The organism is Methylovulum psychrotolerans (genome assembly GCF_002923755.1).
GTDB lineage: Bacteria > Pseudomonadota > Gammaproteobacteria > Methylococcales > Methylomonadaceae > Methylovulum > Methylovulum psychrotolerans.
Genome location: NZ_PGFZ01000011.1, coordinates 1 through 16883, shown reverse-complemented (window position 1 = coordinate 16883; position 16883 = coordinate 1). Strand labels below are relative to the sequence as shown.

The window sequence follows — 16883 nt, the reverse complement described above, 5'->3', positions numbered from 1 at the left end:
CGCCTTTACTTCTTTTCTAAATTCCTCTATATCCATCAATCCCACACCCCAATAAACCCATTTGCCCCTAAGCTTATCCCAAACCCGCTATTATTACCACCCACCCCACAACAAAACTTTCCCCTGTTAACACTACTGGCTTATACTTTATTACACCCCAACCCACCCAGTGCCAGCCCCCATGACTAAACGACTCCCCGCCAGTTTATGCCTGTTAGCCCTACTCAGTGCTTGCGACGCATTACAAGCTCCGCCACCGCCTATCCCAGCCCCAGCGGCTCAAGCCTTTATCCCCGCGTCGGCCATCAAGTGGGCGGTGGTGGATAAGCGCAAGTTGACCGAGGCGGTCAGCCTGGCTTTAAGCAAGGCAGACCCTGAGATTGAGGCGGCAAACAGCCGCTATCAAGAGCAAACCAAAGAACGTAAGCTGATTGTTGACCAAATCAGTGAGATAGGCCGGGCGATGCGGGATAAATGCCCAGATGCCCAAGGCAATAAAGGCGGTAAAAACTTACCGTCTAAACCCGCCGACATCCCCTACCAGGAGTTTGGCTCTTCCAGAATCTATTCCGGTGCCGACCTGCTTGAGTGGCAAAAAACCCACAATAACCCGGCCTATCTGGAATGTGTCAAAAAAATCAAAGAAGACCCGTTGCTCATAGATTTACAAACCCGCTTGGAGACATTTGGGAATTTGGAACGTGAGAAAAGCCAAAACGAGCGGCAGTTGCGCGAGCTTACCGAGAGCACGCTCACTAAGCTAGTCGGCACTTATGGGCAACACCACGGCTATCAGTTGATTATCAACGACCGCGACCAGTCTATCGTGCATAACCAGAGTAAAGTGGTGTTGGACATTACCGCTGATTTGCTGGACTTTATCAGCCAACAGCCTTTAGCAACGCCGCCGCCCGCCAGCGACGCGCCAGATGTGGCCGAAGGTCAATAACCGTGCGGTTTCCAAGCGTTGGAGCGCGGGCATCTTGCCCGCCTTTTAGGAACCCTTTATCCATGCTGAAAAAAACCAGCCTTGGCCTTATGCTGTTACTGCTCTGCGCCTGCGATTTTAGCCGTTCCAAGTCTGTGCCGCCGCCTGCCGCGCCAATTGCCCACCCGCCGGAAACGCCGCTAAAATGGGTAAAGGTGGATACGAATAAGCTGTCTCTGGCGATTGAACGGCTATTGCAAGCCAAGGACGGCGTAGCGCAACAACGTTATAACGAAAAGTTGGCGCAACTGCGGGCCGCACAACAAGAGGTGGCGGATTTGGAGCGACCGGGGCGGCAAAAATGTGCGGAGCTGGCGGATGAATATAATCCGGTTATGCAGTGCATCAAAATCTTACAAGAAGAGCCGGCGATTCTGACGGCACTGCACAAGCAGCTTTATTTAAGGGCGCAGCTAGCGACACCCAGCGATCTCCATTACTTGGAAGAACTCGCGAGTGCAACGGCGCGGCTTACCGCCAGCGTCCTCAAAGACTATAGTGCCCAACACGATTATGCGTTGATTTTGCATGATTATCCGCCAGATGTGCTGTATAGCAGCCAACCCGTGACTGACATCACCGACGATGTATTGGATTTTCTTCAGCAAACCCCCGATTTATTGGCCGACTCACCCGTTAAATAGCCGGGCATAACGGCTTACCCTTTCACTGACCGCCGCCCCATTCCCATGGCAAAGCGTTTTGGCAATAGCCTGCCGGATATTGCCGCCACCACCACCTGGCAAGCTGGTTCATTTAAACCAAATCCTAAACCGCCCTATTGGGCATTTCAGCCGAGGCGGAAGAAAGTAAGGTTTTTGTTATTTTCAAACCCGGAGGAATTTTCGGGTAACTGCCTTATAAAAACTAAGTGATTGCGCTTTCTGCGCCCGCCGCACCAAAAAACGTAATTATTTTACGGTTTAATAGCAAGCAATTGATTTTATAAAGCTTTAAAAAGCAATAGCCTTTTTTAAAAGTTAATCCCCCCAAATTTACCGCGCCGAAATACGCGGCAAATCCTACCCGCCTGCATGGGCGCGACAAAATGGCATGATTATTGGATAGGCCTCTTTAGCCACCGTTAACCGATAGGCTGGGTCCTGTCGGTTGCGTCCTTTTTGTCTTATTCACTTAAGCCACCCTAAATATGATTACTAAAGCATCTGTCATTCTGGCCTTGGTTGCGACGTTGTTAAGCGCTTGCCATCCAGAAGAACCCGAAAAGCCGGAGGCCGCCCCGGTACTGGAGGCCACTACACCGTTCCGTGAGGATACCTTTGTGACGAAAGAATATGTGTGCCAGATCCATGCGATTCGGCATATCGAGATTCGGGCGTTGGAGAGGGGGTATTTGCAGGATATTTTTGTCGATGAAGGGCAATGGGTACATAAGGGGCAGGCGATGTTCAAAATTATGCCCAATATCTACCAGGCGGAGCTGTTAAAGGCAAAAGCCGAAGCCAATAACATGAATATCGAATACCTGAACACCAAGGGCTTGGCGGATAAAAATATCGTTTCGGCCAATGAATTGGCGTTGGCGAAAGCGAAGTTGGATAAGGCCAATGCCGAGGTGACGATGGCGGAAACCCACTTGGGTTTTACCAATATTAACGCGCCGTTTGACGGCATTATGGACCATTTAGCAGCCAGAAACGGCAGTTTGCTGGATGAGGGGTCTTTGTTGACCACCTTATCGGACATCAGCAAGTTATGGGTGTATTTCAACGTGCCGGAGGCGGAGTATTTGGAATATAAAACCCATAATTCGGGGGATGAACGTACCAAGCAAGTGCAGTTGCGGATGGCGAACGGCGCGGTATTTAACCAACCCGGGGTGATTGAGACGATTGAGGCGGATTTTGATAATACGGCGGGGAATATCGAGTTCCGCGCGACCTTTCCTAATCCTGACCGCACCCTGCGCCATGGGGAGACGGGGACTATTTTGATGGTTAAGCCTTATAAAAATGCCTTGCTGATTCCGCAAAAAGCGACCTTTCAGGTGATGGATAAGACCTATGTGTATGTGATTAACAGCGAAGGCAAGCTGGAGCAACGGCTGGTCACGATTGAAGTCGATTTGCCGCATTTGTTTATTATTAAAGACGGCTTGAAAGATGACGACAAGATTTTGCTTGAGGGTTTGCGTAAGGTACATGCGGGCGAAGAAGTGAAGATTGATTTGAAGCCGCCTGCAAAGGTACGTTCGGAGTTGGAATTGTATACGGAGTAACCTTTTACTTGATGATTAAGCGTTTATTCTTCAGCTAAATCTCGATCATCAAGTTTTTAACATTCGGATAAATAGTTCAGCTACTGGGTATTGAAAGTTTTAACAAATTAATTTAAAACAACAAGTTGCAATGGAATCCGGCTCCCTCCCCTGATGGGGAGGGCTGGGGTGGGGTGGGGAGAATCTAAATAATGTTTTTTCATTAAACGGACTGAAAGCAGTCTGCTTGAAATCTCTGTGCTATATGCATAAGCCATTGATTTTATTCTCCCCACCCCAACCCTCCCCATCAGGGGAGGGAGCGGTCTTGCCCTATAGGCTTGTGTTTTTAACATAAAGCCCGCCCTATTCAGAGCGGGATTTATGAAAAATTTGATGATCGGGTAAAAAATAGCTGCACACCTACTTTAAAGCCACCTTTTTAATCATAGGCTTATTATGTTTAATATTTTTATCAAAAGACCGGTAATGGCGATTGTGTTATCGGTGCTGTTTTTGTTTATGGGGCTGTTGGCGATTAAATCCTTGCCTATTGCCCAGTTTCCCGATATTGCCCCGCCCCGTGTGACGATTTCTTTATCGTTTCCTGGCGCGAGTGCGGATGTGTTGGTGCAGTCGTCGTTGATTACTATCGAACGCGCCATTAACGGTGTGCCGGGTATGAAATATTTGATCTCGGATGCGACCAGCGCGGGGGAATCGACGATTCAGGTGCTGTTCGATTTGAGTGTCGACCCGAATATTGCGATGGTTAACGTCAAGACGCGGCTCGATACGGTGATGAGCCGCTTGCCGAAGTTGGTGCAGTTGGAGGGGATTATCGTCGAGCGGGTACAGCCGAGTATGTTGATGTACGTCAACCTGTTCAGTAAGGACAAAAACGCCGACGAGAAATTTCTGTTCAACTATGCCAACGTCACGGTTATCCCGGAAATTCAGCGTATTTTTGGTATTGCCCAAGCCAAAATTTTGGGTAGCCGCCAATATGCGATGCGGGTTTGGCTGAATCCTGACCGGATGCGGGCGTATAGCGTCTCGACCGAAGAGGTGATGGATGCGATTGCTAACCAAAGCATTATTGGCCGTCCTGGCCGGATAGGCCAAAGTACCGGGATGGCAGCGCAGTCGAAAGAGTATGTGCTGACTTATCAAGGCCGTTATAACAAGCCGGAAGAGTACGAAAACATTATTATCCGCGCCAATTCAAAAGGTGAGATCCTGCATCTGAAAGACATTGCCAAGGTTGACCTTAACAGCGAGTTTTACAACATTTATTCCGATAAGGACGGTTATCCGTCCGCGTCTATCGTACTGAAGCAAAACTATGGCAGTAATGCCAGTAAGGTGATTGAGAACGTTAAGGAAAAGTTGGAGGAGCTGAAAAAGACCTTCCCGGAAGGCATGGATTACGAGATTAACTATGATGTGTCGCGCTTTGTTGACGCGTCTATCGAAAAAGTCTTGCACACCTTGGCGGAAGCCTTTGTGCTGGTGTCTTTGGTGGTGTTTGTGTTCTTGGGGGATTGGCGTTCGACCTTGATCCCGATTTTGGCCGTGCCGGTGTCGCTGGTCGGCTCGTTTGCGGTGATGCAGGCGTTTGGGCTGTCCATTAACTTGATTACCTTGTTTGCCTTGGTGCTGGCTATCGGGATTGTGGTCGATGACGCGATTGTGGTGGTGGAGGCCGTCCATGCCAAGATGGAGGCGGAGAATGTGTCGCCGTATGTCGCGGCGCAACAGGTGTTGGGGGAAATCGGCGGCGCGATTGTTGCCATCACCTTGGTGATGACTTCGGTGTTCGTGCCGATTGCCTTTATGTCGGGGCCGGTCGGGGTGTTTTATCGGCAGTTCTCGATAGCGATGGCTTCGTCAATCATCATTTCGGCGGTGGTGGCGTTGTCGCTGGCCCCCGTGTTGTGTGCGATGATTTTGAAAAACACCCACGGCCAACCGAAGCGCAAGACCCCGGTCAGCCTGTTTATTGATGCCTTTAACTATGTGTTTGAAAAAGCCACCGGGCGCTATATTCAGGTGCTGAATGTGGTGATTACCCGGCGGATTGTCACGGTTTTGGTGTTGGCGGGCTTTTCTTTCGGCATTTATTCGGTCAACCTCACCTTGCCGTCCGGCTTTATCCCCGGCGAAGACCAGGGCATGATTTATGCGATTATCCAAACCCCGCCCGGCTCCACTATTGAGGTGACGAATAAGGTGGCGCGTGAGCTGGAAGGCATCGCCAGTAAGATTGACGGGGTGCAATCGGTGTCTTCGCTGGCGGGTTATGAGGTGTTGACCGAAGGGCGCGGCTCTAATGCGGGCACTTGTATTATCAACCTGAAAGATTGGGCGCAGCGTAAGCATTCTGTCCAAGAGGTTATCCACGAGTTGGAAGAAAAAACCCATGATTTCGGGGCGATTATTGAGTTTTTTGAACCCCCTGCCGTACCCGGTTACGGGGCAGCCTCCGGTTTGGCGTTGCGCTTATTGGATAAGACGATTGATACCAATTATCAGGCGTTTGACAAAATCAACCAAAACTTTATGGCGGAATTGCGCAAACGTAAAGAGTTGACGGGCTTGTTTACCTTTTATGCCGCCAATTACCCGCAATATGAGTTGGTTATCGACAATCAGTTAGCCATGCAAAAAGGTGTGTCCATTGATAAGGCGATGAATAATCTGGACATTATGATCGGCAGTACCTATGAGCAGGGTTTTATCCGCTTCAATAACTTTTTCAAGGTCTATACCCAAGCCCTGCCGGAGTTCCGCCGTTTCCCTACCGATGTGCTGAATTATTATGTGAAAAACGAAAACGGCGAAATGGTGCCGTATTCGGCTTTTATGACCATGAAGAAAAAGCTCGGCCCTAACGAGATTACCCGCTACAACTTATACAATTCCGCGACTATCCGTGCCGTACCTGCGCCCGGTTATACCAGCGGCGCGGCGATTAAGGCGGTGCAAGAAGTGGCGGCGGCGACCTTGCCGCGCGGTTTTGACATTGCTTGGGAAGGTTTGTCTTTTGACGAAGCGGCGCGGGGCAATGAGGCGTTGGTGATTTTCTTGGTGGTGATTGTGTTTGTGTACTTAGTGTTGGCGGCGCAGTACGAAAGCTTTGTCTTGCCGTTGGCGGTGTTGTTCTCGCTGCCGCCGGGTATTTTCGGCGCGTTCTTCTTACTGAAAACCTTGGGCCTTGCCAATGACGTGTATGCGCAATTGGGTTTGGTGATGTTGATCGGTTTGCTCGGCAAAAACGCGGTGTTGATTGTCGAGTTTGCGGTGCAGAAGCAAACCCAAGGCCTGTCGGTGCGGGAGGCGGCGATTGCCGGGGCGAGGGCGCGGTTCCGGCCTATCTTAATGACTTCTTTTGCCTTTATCGCGGGCTTGGTGCCGTTGGCGATGGCGACCGGGGCGGGTGCGGTCGGTAACCGGACGATAGGCACGTCTTCTTTGGGCGGTATGTTGTTTGGTACGGTGTTCGGGGTGCTGCTGATTCCGGGGCTGTATTACATCTTCGCGAAAATGACCGAAGGCAAGACCTTAATTAAGGACGAAGACCTGAATCCGTTAACAGAAACTTATCAATTTGGTACGCACGATGTCAAAGAGTAAATAGCTCAGCTACCAGATATCAGAAGGACTCAAGGTTAATTTAACAACGGAGTTCGCCTCCCTCCCCTGATGGGGAGGGATGGGGTGGGGAGAATATAAATAAGACTTTTTTCATTAAACAGACTTAAAACACGTTGATCAAAATCTCTGAGCTATATGTATAAGCTATTGATTTTATTCTCCCCACCCCAACCCTCCCCATCAGGGGAGGGAGCCGTCCACCTTGATGAGCCTTAGCTCTTGGCTAATATTTCCCATTATTTAGAGGTTATTTTGTGAGAAGCCCGATGATTAAGTTTCGTGTTATAGCACTGGCCGTTGGGGCGCTGTTGCAAGCATGCAGCATCCCCGACATCACCAGCAAAAAGCCCGATGTGCAACTGCCCGGCAGCTTTCAGCCGGAACTGGTCAAAAAGACCAGTTCGGCGACGGTGAAGTGGCAGACCTTTTTTGACGACCCGCATCTGGTCAGCCTGATCGGTACGGCGGTCGCCAATAATAAGGAGGTGAACATGATGCTGCAACGCATTAGCATGGCGCAAAATGAGATCCAAGCGCGGAAAGGGGAGTATTTGCCGTTTGTGAAGTTTGGCGCGGGGGCGGACGGGGAAAAAGTCGGTAAATATACCCGCAACGGGGCGGTGGAAGACAATCTGGACATCAGCAATGGCCAAGCCTTTCCTACCTTCTTGGGCAATTATCAGTTTGGGCTGTTTTCCACCTGGGAGTTGGACGTTTGGAAAAAACTGCGCAATGCGACCAAGGTGGCGGCGCTGGAGTATATGGCGACCAGCGAAGGTAAAAACTTTTTGGTGACTAATCTGGTCGCGGAAGTAGCGCATTCGTATTATGAGCTGCTGGCCTTGGATAATCAGCTGAAGAATTTGGAGCAAAATATTGCTATCCAGAAAAACGGTTTGGAAGTGGTCAAGCAATTGCAGTTTTATGCCCGCTCCACCACGCTGGCCGTCAAACGTTACGAGGCGGAGGTGGCGAAGAACCAAAGCCGGATTTATGAGGTTAAGCAGCAGATTACGGTGGCCGAAAACCGGATTAATTTTCTGTTAGGGCGCACGCCCCAAGCCATCCCACGCGCGGCAGCGGGTTTTATGGACATGCAGCCGAAAATGCTTCAGGTGGGCATTCCCTCGCAATTGCTGCAAAACCGCCCTGATATTCGCCAAGCGGAGTTGGAGCTGGCGGCGGCGGATTTGAATATTCAGGTGGCGAGGGCGAATTTTTACCCGTCGTTTGCCATGAAGGCCGGGTTGGGCTTTGATGCGTTTGACCTGAAATACCTGATTAATACGCCGGAGTCTTTGGCGGCGGTTATTGCCGGGGAGATGGTCGCGCCTTTGGTCAATAAAAACGCCATTATCGCAACCTATAAAAACGCCAATGCCAAGCAGGTTCAGGCGGCTTATGAGTACGAGCAAACGATTATCAAAGCTTACAACGAGGTGGCTAACCAGTTGGCGAATATCGCCAATTTGGATAAAAACTATCAGCTTAAGCGCGGGCAAGTGGATTTGCTGGTGCAATCCATTGATGTGTCGACGCAGTTGTTTAAGTCGGCGCGGGCGGATTATCTGGATGTGTTGTTAACCCAACGCGATGCCTTGGAGGCGAAGAAGGAGTTGATTGAGACTAAGCAGAAGCAGATTGTCGCTATGGTAGACCTTTATAAATCGCTGGGGGGAGGTTGGCAGTAGTTTTGTAGCCCTTGCCCGAAGGGACGCACATCCGCCCATAAGGGTACGGGTCTTGGAGCGCGGGTAATATGCCCGCGCCCCAAAGAGGAAGCCACCTCACCATTATGCCGAGGTTATTTTATGCGCATTCCTAAGGTGTTGCTGGTAACCATACCGGATGTCAAAAAGCCAACTGCGGTGCACGGCTATCGCTATTACACGCGCCTTACCGCGTTTACGGTTGCTTGGCGGCACCTTGGGGCGCGGTGTTCACCATGCTTTTTTGTAGATTGCTGGAGACGATGGAGGCCATCCGTTTGGAAAATTCTGCACCTTTTGCCGTTGCCGATGCCCCCGCCGGAGTTTTCATAAACGCTATCGACGCGTCAATTTCTTCTTGGGTAAAGACATTCCGCACCTCGGCAACCAATTGGTCTTTGATGGCCTCCCAACCCATAACCCTTACCAGAAGATCATGGAGTTTCGCCTTGTCTCCGGGTGTGATCTGTGCGGACAGTTGGCTGTCATACTGGGTGATGGTGGCGTTGATAATATCTTCCACTTTCGATATTTTCAGGTATTCCATAGCCAAACTCTCGCTGACCGGCCCAGCCCACGCGTGGGCGGACAGCAGGGTGGCGATGACCACAACAATAGCCATTTTTTTCATGTTTAAAGCTCCAAGATTAAGTGGGGGGAAATCATACAAATCATCTGATTGTACCGGATTATGGGGCGTGTTCAAAAACCTGTAATTAATTGATTTTGTTTAAAAATAAATATGGCACACAAGCAAAAATAGGACAAATGTCCTATAATAACCGCTTAAACCTTATCCAGCAAAGCAAATATCTCCAGATTGTCCGCGCTATTCACGCGTAACCCATTGATTCTCGATGTTTAAGTTTTTCATAAAGCCCGACCTGAATAGGGTGAAGCATTTGTTAAAAACACAAGCCTGTAGGGTAAGACGGCTCCCTCCCCTGATGGGGAGGGCTGGGGTGGGGAGAATAAAATCAATAGCTTACTCTAATGGCTCAGAGATTTTAATCAGACTGTCTTTAGTCCATTTAATGAAAAAAACCTTGTTTAGATTCTCCCCACCCTAGCCCTCCCCATCAGGGGAGGGAACCGGATTCCATTGCAACATGTTGTTTTAAATTAGCTTGTATTCTTTTCTAATATCCGATAGCCGAACTATTTATCCAAATATTAAAAACTTGATGATCGAGTGATTGGGTATTAACTGCCCCATAATTTGGTACAATCAGAATAAAAGTATGGAAGCTTGGAAACGCCAACCTTAACAATCTTCACCCCGACTAACAGCAAAACCGCTATGCCAAAGTGCGGGTATGGTTTGCTCCCCGACGGGTTTGCTGAAATGGTAGCCTTGGGCATAGTAACAGCCTTTGCTGAGCAAAAATTCCAATTGCGCTTGGGTTTCCACGCCTTCGGCAATCACTTCTAAATTCAGGCCATGGGTCATGGCGATAATCGCGGTGACTATCGCGGCATCGTTGGGGTCGATGACGACATCGCGGACAAAAGACTGGTCGATTTTAACCCGGTCAATCGGTAAGCGTTTGAGATAGCTTAGCGAAGAGTAGCCGGTGCCAAAATCATCGATGGAAATCTGTGTACCTAGAGCTTTCAGTTCGTCGAGCAGGGTAATAATGGCATTTTTGTCGGACATCATAATGCTTTCGGTAATCTCCAGCTCCAGCAACTCGGCCGGAAATCCGGTGGCGGCGAGGGCTTGCCGGACTTTTTCGGCTAAGTGGGGTTGCTGGAATTGTACCGCCGACAGGTTAACGGCCACCCGCAGGCCTGTTAAGCCTTGGTCTAGCCACTGCTTGCCCTGAAGACAGGCCTCCATCAGCACCCAATCGCTGATGGCGATGATCAGCCCTGCCGATTCCGCTACGGGAATAAATTCGTTGGGTGAAATGTCGCCCAATTCGGGACTTTGCCAGCGCAGTAACGCCTCTACCCCTATCATTTTACCCGTCCGCAAGGCGATTTGGGGCTGGTATTTCAGCAAAAACTGGCCGCGCTCCAAAGCCCCGCTTAACACCGAGATCAAACGCATCTGCCGCTGGACAATGGCGTTCATTTGCTCGGTAAAAAATTGGAAGTTGTTGCGGCCACTATTTTTCGCATGGTACATCGCGGTATCGGCATCGCGCAACAATTCGCCAATTTCTATGGAGTCATCGGGATAAATGCTGATGCCGATACTGATGCTGATAAAAATTTCCTGCCCGGCGATTTTAAAAAGAGGCTGCAAGGTGTCCTTAATTTTTTGTGCGACGGCAATAATGTGCTGCACATCGGTAATGCCGGGCAATAAAATCAAAAACTCATCGCCGCCTAAGCGGGCGACGGTGTCGCTTTCGCGGATACACTGCTTAAGCCGCGCGGCCACCGCTTTTAACAATTCATCGCCGACCGCATGGCCTAGCGAATCGTTAACATGCTTAAAATTATCCAGATCGGCAAAAATCACCGCTAACTTGGTCTGGTGGCGGTGGCTGTTGGCCAAGGCTTGGCGAATCCGGTCATGGGCCAGTTCGCGGTTGGGCAAGCCGGTCAGGCGGTCAAAATGCGCCAATTGATATAAATGCTGTTGCCCGCGCTTAATTTCTTGGATCTCGCGGGCATTATCCAAAATCAACGACAGCGAGGTGGCAAAGCTCATCGCTAACAGCTCGTCTTCGGGCAGGAACGGCGTACCGTCGAGTTTGTCGCACAGGTAAATCCGCCCATAGACCCGGCCTAAATTGGCGACAGGTACGGCTAATAATGAAGTCATCGGCGGGTGTCCGGGCGGAAAGCCGACACTACGCGGGTCAGCCGCCAAATTCTCCAAGCGGATGGCGGTGTTTTCATTGATTACTGCGCCCAACAGCCCCCGCCCTTGCGGCAGTTGCCTTATGCCGTTGATTTGCGCTTCGCTCAGGCCAGTATGCAAAAAATGCGTCAGTTCATCCGCGTCGTTAATGAGGCTGACCGCCCCGTAGCGTGCCTGCAAAAGGTGGCACAAGGCCTCAATGCCCGATTGCAAAATGTCGTTTTCGATTTGAGTATGCGCCAACACGCTTAACAACGTACGGGAGGCCAGATGCAGCTCGGCCAGGCGGGCAGACCATAGGGTCAGCTTTTCATGATCTTCGGCAATTTGGAGGTTAAGCTCCCGGGTTTTTATCAGCAACTCCCGTTCGCGGTTCAGCAAGGCTTTCAGCACACTGTTGCGCGTCACCGCCCCGACAAAATGGCCGTTGTCATCAACAACCGCCAAAGCTTCCACAAAGCTGTTAAATAAGGTCTCCACTTCGGTTAAAGGCGTATTGGCATTGACCGGCTCTAAGGGATGGGGGTTGACCAAATCGGCAAAGATGCGTTGCGGGGTAAACGAAATGTCCATATCGGTGACCAAACCCTGAAACTCGCCTTCGGCATCACCTAATATTGCCGTGGAAAAAACGGCGTACACTGTCCCGGCGGTACGGTTGGGGGCGGGCCGGATATGGGCATCGACATGGACAACATTATCAGCGTAGGCATCGGCGGCAATCAGTTCATTCATAACTCATGGAATTTAGATGATAACAAGCGTAGGGTTTGACCGACCGGCGGCGGCATGGACAGTGAACGGGCTCAACCCGATAACGCTATAACTCCGTCTCAAATTGGACTTCAACGTCCAGCTCAAGGTAGAGGATCTCCTCTTCGCCCATAAACGGCTTAATGCTCTTTAGGACAAACTCCACCAATTTGTCTTGGTCAATCCGCCGTAACAGGGTTTTTCTGACCAGAATATATTGGATAACGTCATCCTCTATCTCGATATGCTCAAAGGGTGTGGCAACTAACAATTCTAAGGCTTGGCGCATCGCCTTGCTGCCGATGGGCGAATTTTTGCCCAGCACCAAACCGTCACGGAAAGGCGGCAGAATAAATTCTTTAATGCGGGTTTGGATGAAATGCTTGCTGTTTCTCACGGGCACAATCCCTTTAGGAAAATAATCATTGGCTTGGCAATAGATAAATGCCCACGAACCGGGTAGGTGATTTTAATTCATTAACTTAAGAGTGACTATTTATATTTTGCCGCCCTACTTTTCTAGGGTAAAGGTTAACCACCCTACAGGTGGACGCTAGGGGGAAAAGCCCTCCCCCATTCCCTTCGGCTTCGCTCAGGGAACGGGGCATGGGCAAACTATCCCCTGAGCGAAGCTTGTGCTCCCTGAGCGAAGCCCGGCTCCCTGAGCGAAGCCCGCGCTCCCTGAGCGAAGCCGAAGGGAGCCTTGCAGAGATAAAAAGGTAAAATGATTAATAAGTGGTTACTTAAAAACCCTTACCCGCCGTTTCTGCCAGCCCCCCCAAACCGCTGGCCAGGACACCTATTTTTAACCGAAATATGCTAAAGTAAGCCCTCTTTGCCACTACCCTAACCCCATAAATGACCCTACCCGCCTGCTTCCGACACCCGTGGCTACTGCCGGTTTACGCCGGTATTTTCATCGGCACCAGCTATATCCCCTTCCCGCCGTGGGCGGCTTTGTTCGGCTTTGTGCCGTTATGGTTGTTTTGGCGGCAACAAACCGGGTGGCTAGGCATATTACTGGGCGGCTTATTGAGCGCGTTTGTGTTTACCCTGATCGGTTTTAACTGGGTCGCCCTGACTTTGCACCAGTTCGCGCATTTGGATTGGCCATGGGCGGTGCTGGGGCTGATGGTATACGCGCTGGTCGCCAACCTCTACGTTCCGGTGGCCGGGCTGCTGTGGTTTGTCGGCCAACGCTGGTGGGGGCGTACGGGCGCGCGCTCACTGCTGGCCTTAGCCTTGGTGACGACGCTGTGCGAGGCCAATTCTTATACCCTGTTCGATTGGAATTTTGGTTATTCTTGGTACGGCGCAGGTCTGCCCATATACCAGTGGGCGGAGTGTATCGGCTTTAGCGGCTTAAGTGCGCTGACGGTCATGACCAACCTGCCCTTGCTGCTGGCGTGGCAAAACCGCCGCAACGAGGGCGGCTGGTTGCCCGCCCTGCCCGTCTTGATAGGCTTTGTCCTGCTCAACTGCGGCGGGCTGTGGCTAAAATCGCGCTTGCCTGCGCCGGACGCGACCGTCAATGCCTTACTGGTGCAAGGCAGTATCAACAGCGAGGACAAGCTGGCGGCGGAGTTGGGCAAGAATTTGCGCGAGGTGATCTGGCAGCGTTACCAAACGCTGACTGCCGAGGCGATTGCCGCGCACAAGGACACCAAAATTGATTTGGTGATGTGGCCGGAAACCGCTTTCCCGTATTTGCTTGGCGATTGGTTTCGGCAGTCGCCGCAATCGCAAGCCTTGACGGCGTTTGTCCGCCAGCAGCAAGTGCCGTTGCTGACTGGCGCCTACAGTGTCGAAACCGGCACCAAACGCCTCACCAATTCGCTGTTTGTATTTGACGAAAACGGCCACGAACAGCCGCCGCATTACAGTAAGACGATTTTGTTGGCCTTTGGCGAGTTTATCCCCGGCGAGGATTATTTTCCGGTCATCCGCGAATGGCTACCCGCCACCGGCCATTTTGCGCGGGGCGCGGGGCCTTCCGAGCTGTTAAAGCTGCATGGGTTTAAGATGGGGGCGCAGATTTGTTACGAGAGCCTGTTCCCGCGTTTCTCGCGGTCGCTGGCACAATTGGGGGCGCAGTTTATCGTCAATGTCACCAATGATTCATGGTACGGCGATTGGCAGGAGCCTTACCAGCATTTGTATATGACCTTAGGGCGCGGTGTGGAGTTTCGCCGCCCGGTGCTGCGGGTGACCAATAGCGGGATTTCCACCGTCGGCCTGGCTTCCGGCGAAGTGCTGGAACTGTCGCCGATAGATAAACCGTGGGCGGGGCTGTATAAAATCCCCTACCGCCAACAGCCGCAAGCGACTTTTTACCAAACTTATTTCTGGTTGTTGCCGGGACTGCTGTGGGCGGCGTTGGCGGCGGTGCTGTGGTGGCCTGGGCGTAGGGGCGGTTAGGGGTGGCCGGGCTAAAATACGGCGGCCTCTTTTTTGGAGCGCGGGCATCTTGCCCGCAAGAGCGGGCAAGATGCCCGCGCTCCAAGATCCATACCCTTTAGCGTTTGCCTGAATGCTTTCCCAGCTATCCTTTATCGGATATCAGGATTATTTTCTTAGCAAAAACCAAGTAAAAGGATAAACCAATTGTTTGAGCAAGCCTTCGGGCAAGTAGCTTGATATGCCATAAGCCGCCGGAAAATGTGTTTTTGGCTGATGCAGCGTACCGAACAGCCTGTCATAAACAGGCAACAGCGCCGCATAATTTTTGTTAACCACCAACGCGCTGCCATTCGCATGATGCCAATGGTGAAAGTGGGGGGTAGAAATAAGCTGTTCCAGCCAGCCGAAGCGGAACTTAACGTTCGCGTGGATAAAAATGCCCCAAATATTATTAAACGACAATAACAGCAATGAGGGCAGATCGGCCTTAGCGCCGGAAAAGTCCACCAAACCTAAGCCGCAAACCGGAATAAAACTGATGCTGCGCAGAAACACCACTTCTAAGGGATGTACACGCGTGGCGACTAACCAGTCAACGGCGGTTGGGCTATGGTGGATAGAATGGATACGCCAAACCCAAGGGATTTCATGCGCCCAACGGTGCGCCCAATAAAAGCCAAAATCGCCCACGACAATAATCGCCACGATACGGACACCGACGGGCAAACTTTGCCCATAAGCAAACCATTCGGCGGGCAGTGCTGACCGGAACCCCAGCACAATAATGCTGGTGGTAATGACCAACAAAAAAGACGGCAAGATGCCGCTGAGAAAAAAATAGGCCACATCGCTGATAAAATCTTTCCTAAACAAATCTTGCCGTTTGATATAAAAGATTTTTTCTAACGGGGCAATGGCACACAAGGCAACCAAAAACCATGTCGCCAGCGACAAGGCTTTTTGGTCCATACCTTCCAGCAGATGCGCCCACTGGTTCATTATTATTTCTGGGGACATCAAGCACTCATTTGTAAAATCTGCGCATCCGCTGGCAGCGATACCGGCTACCGATTTAAGGGTGTTGCAATCAAACCGTGGTATTGCGGCGTTTTAGGCCGATTGAAGCCGCTAAGACCCCAGAAAATAACAACCAGATGATATTGGGTTCGGGCAGGTTACTCGTCGTCAGAACGACATTGCCCAGTAACAACAGCGGTTCAGGAGAAACGCCCAGTGTTGAGTTGGCAAGAAATTGCAACAAATTGTTGCCCGCCCCCGCCGTGACATTCACCGTCACTAATGTCCAAGGCAACGCATAATCTTTGCTGGTGTCCATGGTGACACGGGTACTGTTAACAACCAAGCCACCGCCTAGCGAAACGGCCCAATACAAGGTGGTGTTCGCGCCTGTTGTCGTGAAGCTTGGGTTGCCTGAACCAGCCGGTGTGCGGTTGGCGGCCGATTCGTAGAAACTCAGTGCGTACGTCCGTCCGGCAATCAGGCCATTAACAACGGTGCTGACCCCCGAATAAGCGTTGTTATGGACACCGTCATGGATATTCCAAGCATCCGCCATGTTGACGACACTGGTATTGCCGCCACTGCCGGGAACGGCCTGAATGCGGTTCGCCTGAAACGCCGCGCCCTTGTCTTGATTATTGATATAGTCAACCGACGACAGTTCGGCACTGCCGATGGCCGTGAACCCAGACAGGTTACTGTTAACCATATTGGCATGGGCCACGCCGGAACTGAGCGCTAGGGCAAGGAGTAAATTACGTTTTATTTTCATCATGTTAAAGCCGGATTTTATTTTGGGGGGGCAGTCTTGGCGATGCCAAGGTATTTATGGGCTAATTGTACGTTAGTGCGCCATTTATCACAAAATTAATTCGCCGCACATCAGTTTTAAATCAATACATTGCAGGACATACCGACAAGCGTGGGATGCTACCGGCACGGTGGTTTATCCTGATGGCCTGGCTCAAAAAACACCATTACACACCCCGCCTCCGATAACGGGCAATCATAAGCCCTTCATTTGCCTAAAAACCGCTTATAATAGGGTCTGAAACCCGATAAGGAACGTGCATGAATAAAATACGGCAGCACGGCTCCCCCTCCCAGCTTTCCCCTTACAAGTGTAGGTTTTTAAAAAGTGACGGGGCAAAGCGTTGAGAGTAAATTGATGAGTGTCATCAACATCCGTTTACCGGAGGTGCCGCCATGCCCCGCCATCCAGAACTATACCAATGGATCGACACGATTGCCATGCATTTTCCGTCCCTCAGCAAGCCACAGGCATTGGGCTTGGCGTTGTGGAGTTTTGGCATGGCCGTCGCG

General features: G+C 51.0%; 11 protein-coding genes. 6 read left to right on the top strand and 5 right to left on the bottom strand.

Annotation, left to right across the window (positions count from 1 at the left end):
* The first annotated feature begins 181 nt into the window (after positions 1-181).
* The 5 genes from AADEFJLK_RS18920 (at position 182) to AADEFJLK_RS18895 (ending at position 8554) form a co-directional block, all read left to right on the top strand.
* On the top strand, positions 182-949 hold the full coding sequence (locus AADEFJLK_RS18920; RefSeq protein ID WP_103975363.1) for a hypothetical protein: 768 nt from the start codon (positions 182-184) through the stop codon (positions 947-949).
* A gap of 62 nt (positions 950-1011) precedes the next feature.
* On the top strand, positions 1012-1632 hold the full coding sequence (locus AADEFJLK_RS18915; RefSeq protein WP_103975362.1) for a hypothetical protein: 621 nt from the start codon (positions 1012-1014) through the stop codon (positions 1630-1632).
* Between the two features lie 506 nt (positions 1633-2138).
* Positions 2139-3227, top strand: a complete 1089-nt coding sequence (locus tag AADEFJLK_RS18905; protein ID WP_103975360.1) for an efflux RND transporter periplasmic adaptor subunit — start codon at positions 2139-2141, stop codon at positions 3225-3227.
* Positions 3228-3665: 438 nt separating this feature from the next.
* Entirely contained in the window at positions 3666-6842 is a 3177-nt protein-coding gene (locus AADEFJLK_RS18900) for an efflux RND transporter permease subunit (protein ID WP_103975359.1), read from the top strand.
* A gap of 287 nt (positions 6843-7129) precedes the next feature.
* Entirely contained in the window at positions 7130-8554 is a 1425-nt protein-coding gene (locus tag AADEFJLK_RS18895; RefSeq protein WP_211299270.1) for a TolC family protein, read from the top strand.
* Between the two features lie 214 nt (positions 8555-8768).
* Here the strand turns inward: AADEFJLK_RS18895 and AADEFJLK_RS18890 are convergent, their stop codons facing one another.
* The 3 genes from AADEFJLK_RS18890 to AADEFJLK_RS18880 all read right to left on the bottom strand — a co-directional run bounded on the left by AADEFJLK_RS18890 (position 8769) and on the right by AADEFJLK_RS18880 (position 12537).
* The gene (locus AADEFJLK_RS18890) at positions 8769-9203 is read right to left on the bottom strand and encodes a DUF2059 domain-containing protein (protein ID WP_103975357.1); all 435 of its coding nucleotides are present in this window, start codon (positions 9201-9203) and stop codon (positions 8769-8771) included.
* A gap of 633 nt (positions 9204-9836) precedes the next feature.
* Positions 9837-12122, bottom strand: a complete 2286-nt coding sequence (locus tag AADEFJLK_RS18885; RefSeq protein WP_103975356.1) for an EAL domain-containing protein — start codon at positions 12120-12122, stop codon at positions 9837-9839.
* A gap of 85 nt (positions 12123-12207) precedes the next feature.
* Entirely contained in the window at positions 12208-12537 is a 330-nt protein-coding gene (locus AADEFJLK_RS18880; protein WP_249028082.1) for a hypothetical protein, read from the bottom strand.
* Positions 12538-12998: 461 nt separating this feature from the next.
* Here AADEFJLK_RS18880 and lnt point away from each other — a divergent pair, with 461 nt between their 5' ends.
* The gene (gene lnt, locus AADEFJLK_RS18875; protein ID WP_103975354.1) at positions 12999-14558 is read left to right on the top strand and encodes an apolipoprotein N-acyltransferase; all 1560 of its coding nucleotides are present in this window, start codon (positions 12999-13001) and stop codon (positions 14556-14558) included.
* Between the two features lie 147 nt (positions 14559-14705).
* Here the strand turns inward: lnt and AADEFJLK_RS18870 are convergent, their stop codons facing one another.
* Entirely contained in the window at positions 14706-15539 is an 834-nt protein-coding gene (locus tag AADEFJLK_RS18870; RefSeq protein WP_211299269.1) for a sterol desaturase family protein, read from the bottom strand.
* A gap of 88 nt (positions 15540-15627) precedes the next feature.
* Complete coding sequence (locus AADEFJLK_RS18865) at positions 15628-16335, bottom strand: hypothetical protein (RefSeq protein ID WP_103975352.1); 708 nt, start codon at positions 16333-16335, stop codon at positions 15628-15630.
* Positions 16336-16883 lie beyond the last annotated feature (548 nt).

Bases quoted from the DNA above. Each gene is read 5' to 3' on its own strand.
- AADEFJLK_RS18885 (WP_103975356.1), bottom strand. From the start codon at position 12,122: ATGAATGAACTGATTGCCGCCGATGCCTACGCTGATAATGTTGTCCAT.
- AADEFJLK_RS18920 (WP_103975363.1), top strand. From the start codon at position 182: ATGACTAAACGACTCCCCGCCAGTTTATGCCTGTTAGCCCTACTCAGT.
- AADEFJLK_RS18900 (WP_103975359.1), top strand. From the start codon at position 3,666: ATGTTTAATATTTTTATCAAAAGACCGGTAATGGCGATTGTGTTATCG.
- AADEFJLK_RS18915 (WP_103975362.1), top strand. From the start codon at position 1,012: ATGCTGAAAAAAACCAGCCTTGGCCTTATGCTGTTACTGCTCTGCGCC.
- AADEFJLK_RS18895 (WP_211299270.1), top strand. From the start codon at position 7,130: ATGATTAAGTTTCGTGTTATAGCACTGGCCGTTGGGGCGCTGTTGCAA.
- AADEFJLK_RS18870 (WP_211299269.1), bottom strand. From the start codon at position 15,539: ATGAACCAGTGGGCGCATCTGCTGGAAGGTATGGACCAAAAAGCCTTG.
- lnt (WP_103975354.1), top strand. From the start codon at position 12,999: ATGACCCTACCCGCCTGCTTCCGACACCCGTGGCTACTGCCGGTTTAC.
- AADEFJLK_RS18865 (WP_103975352.1), bottom strand. From the start codon at position 16,335: ATGATGAAAATAAAACGTAATTTACTCCTTGCCCTAGCGCTCAGTTCC.
- AADEFJLK_RS18905 (WP_103975360.1), top strand. From the start codon at position 2,139: ATGATTACTAAAGCATCTGTCATTCTGGCCTTGGTTGCGACGTTGTTA.
- AADEFJLK_RS18890 (WP_103975357.1), bottom strand. From the start codon at position 9,203: ATGAAAAAAATGGCTATTGTTGTGGTCATCGCCACCCTGCTGTCCGCC.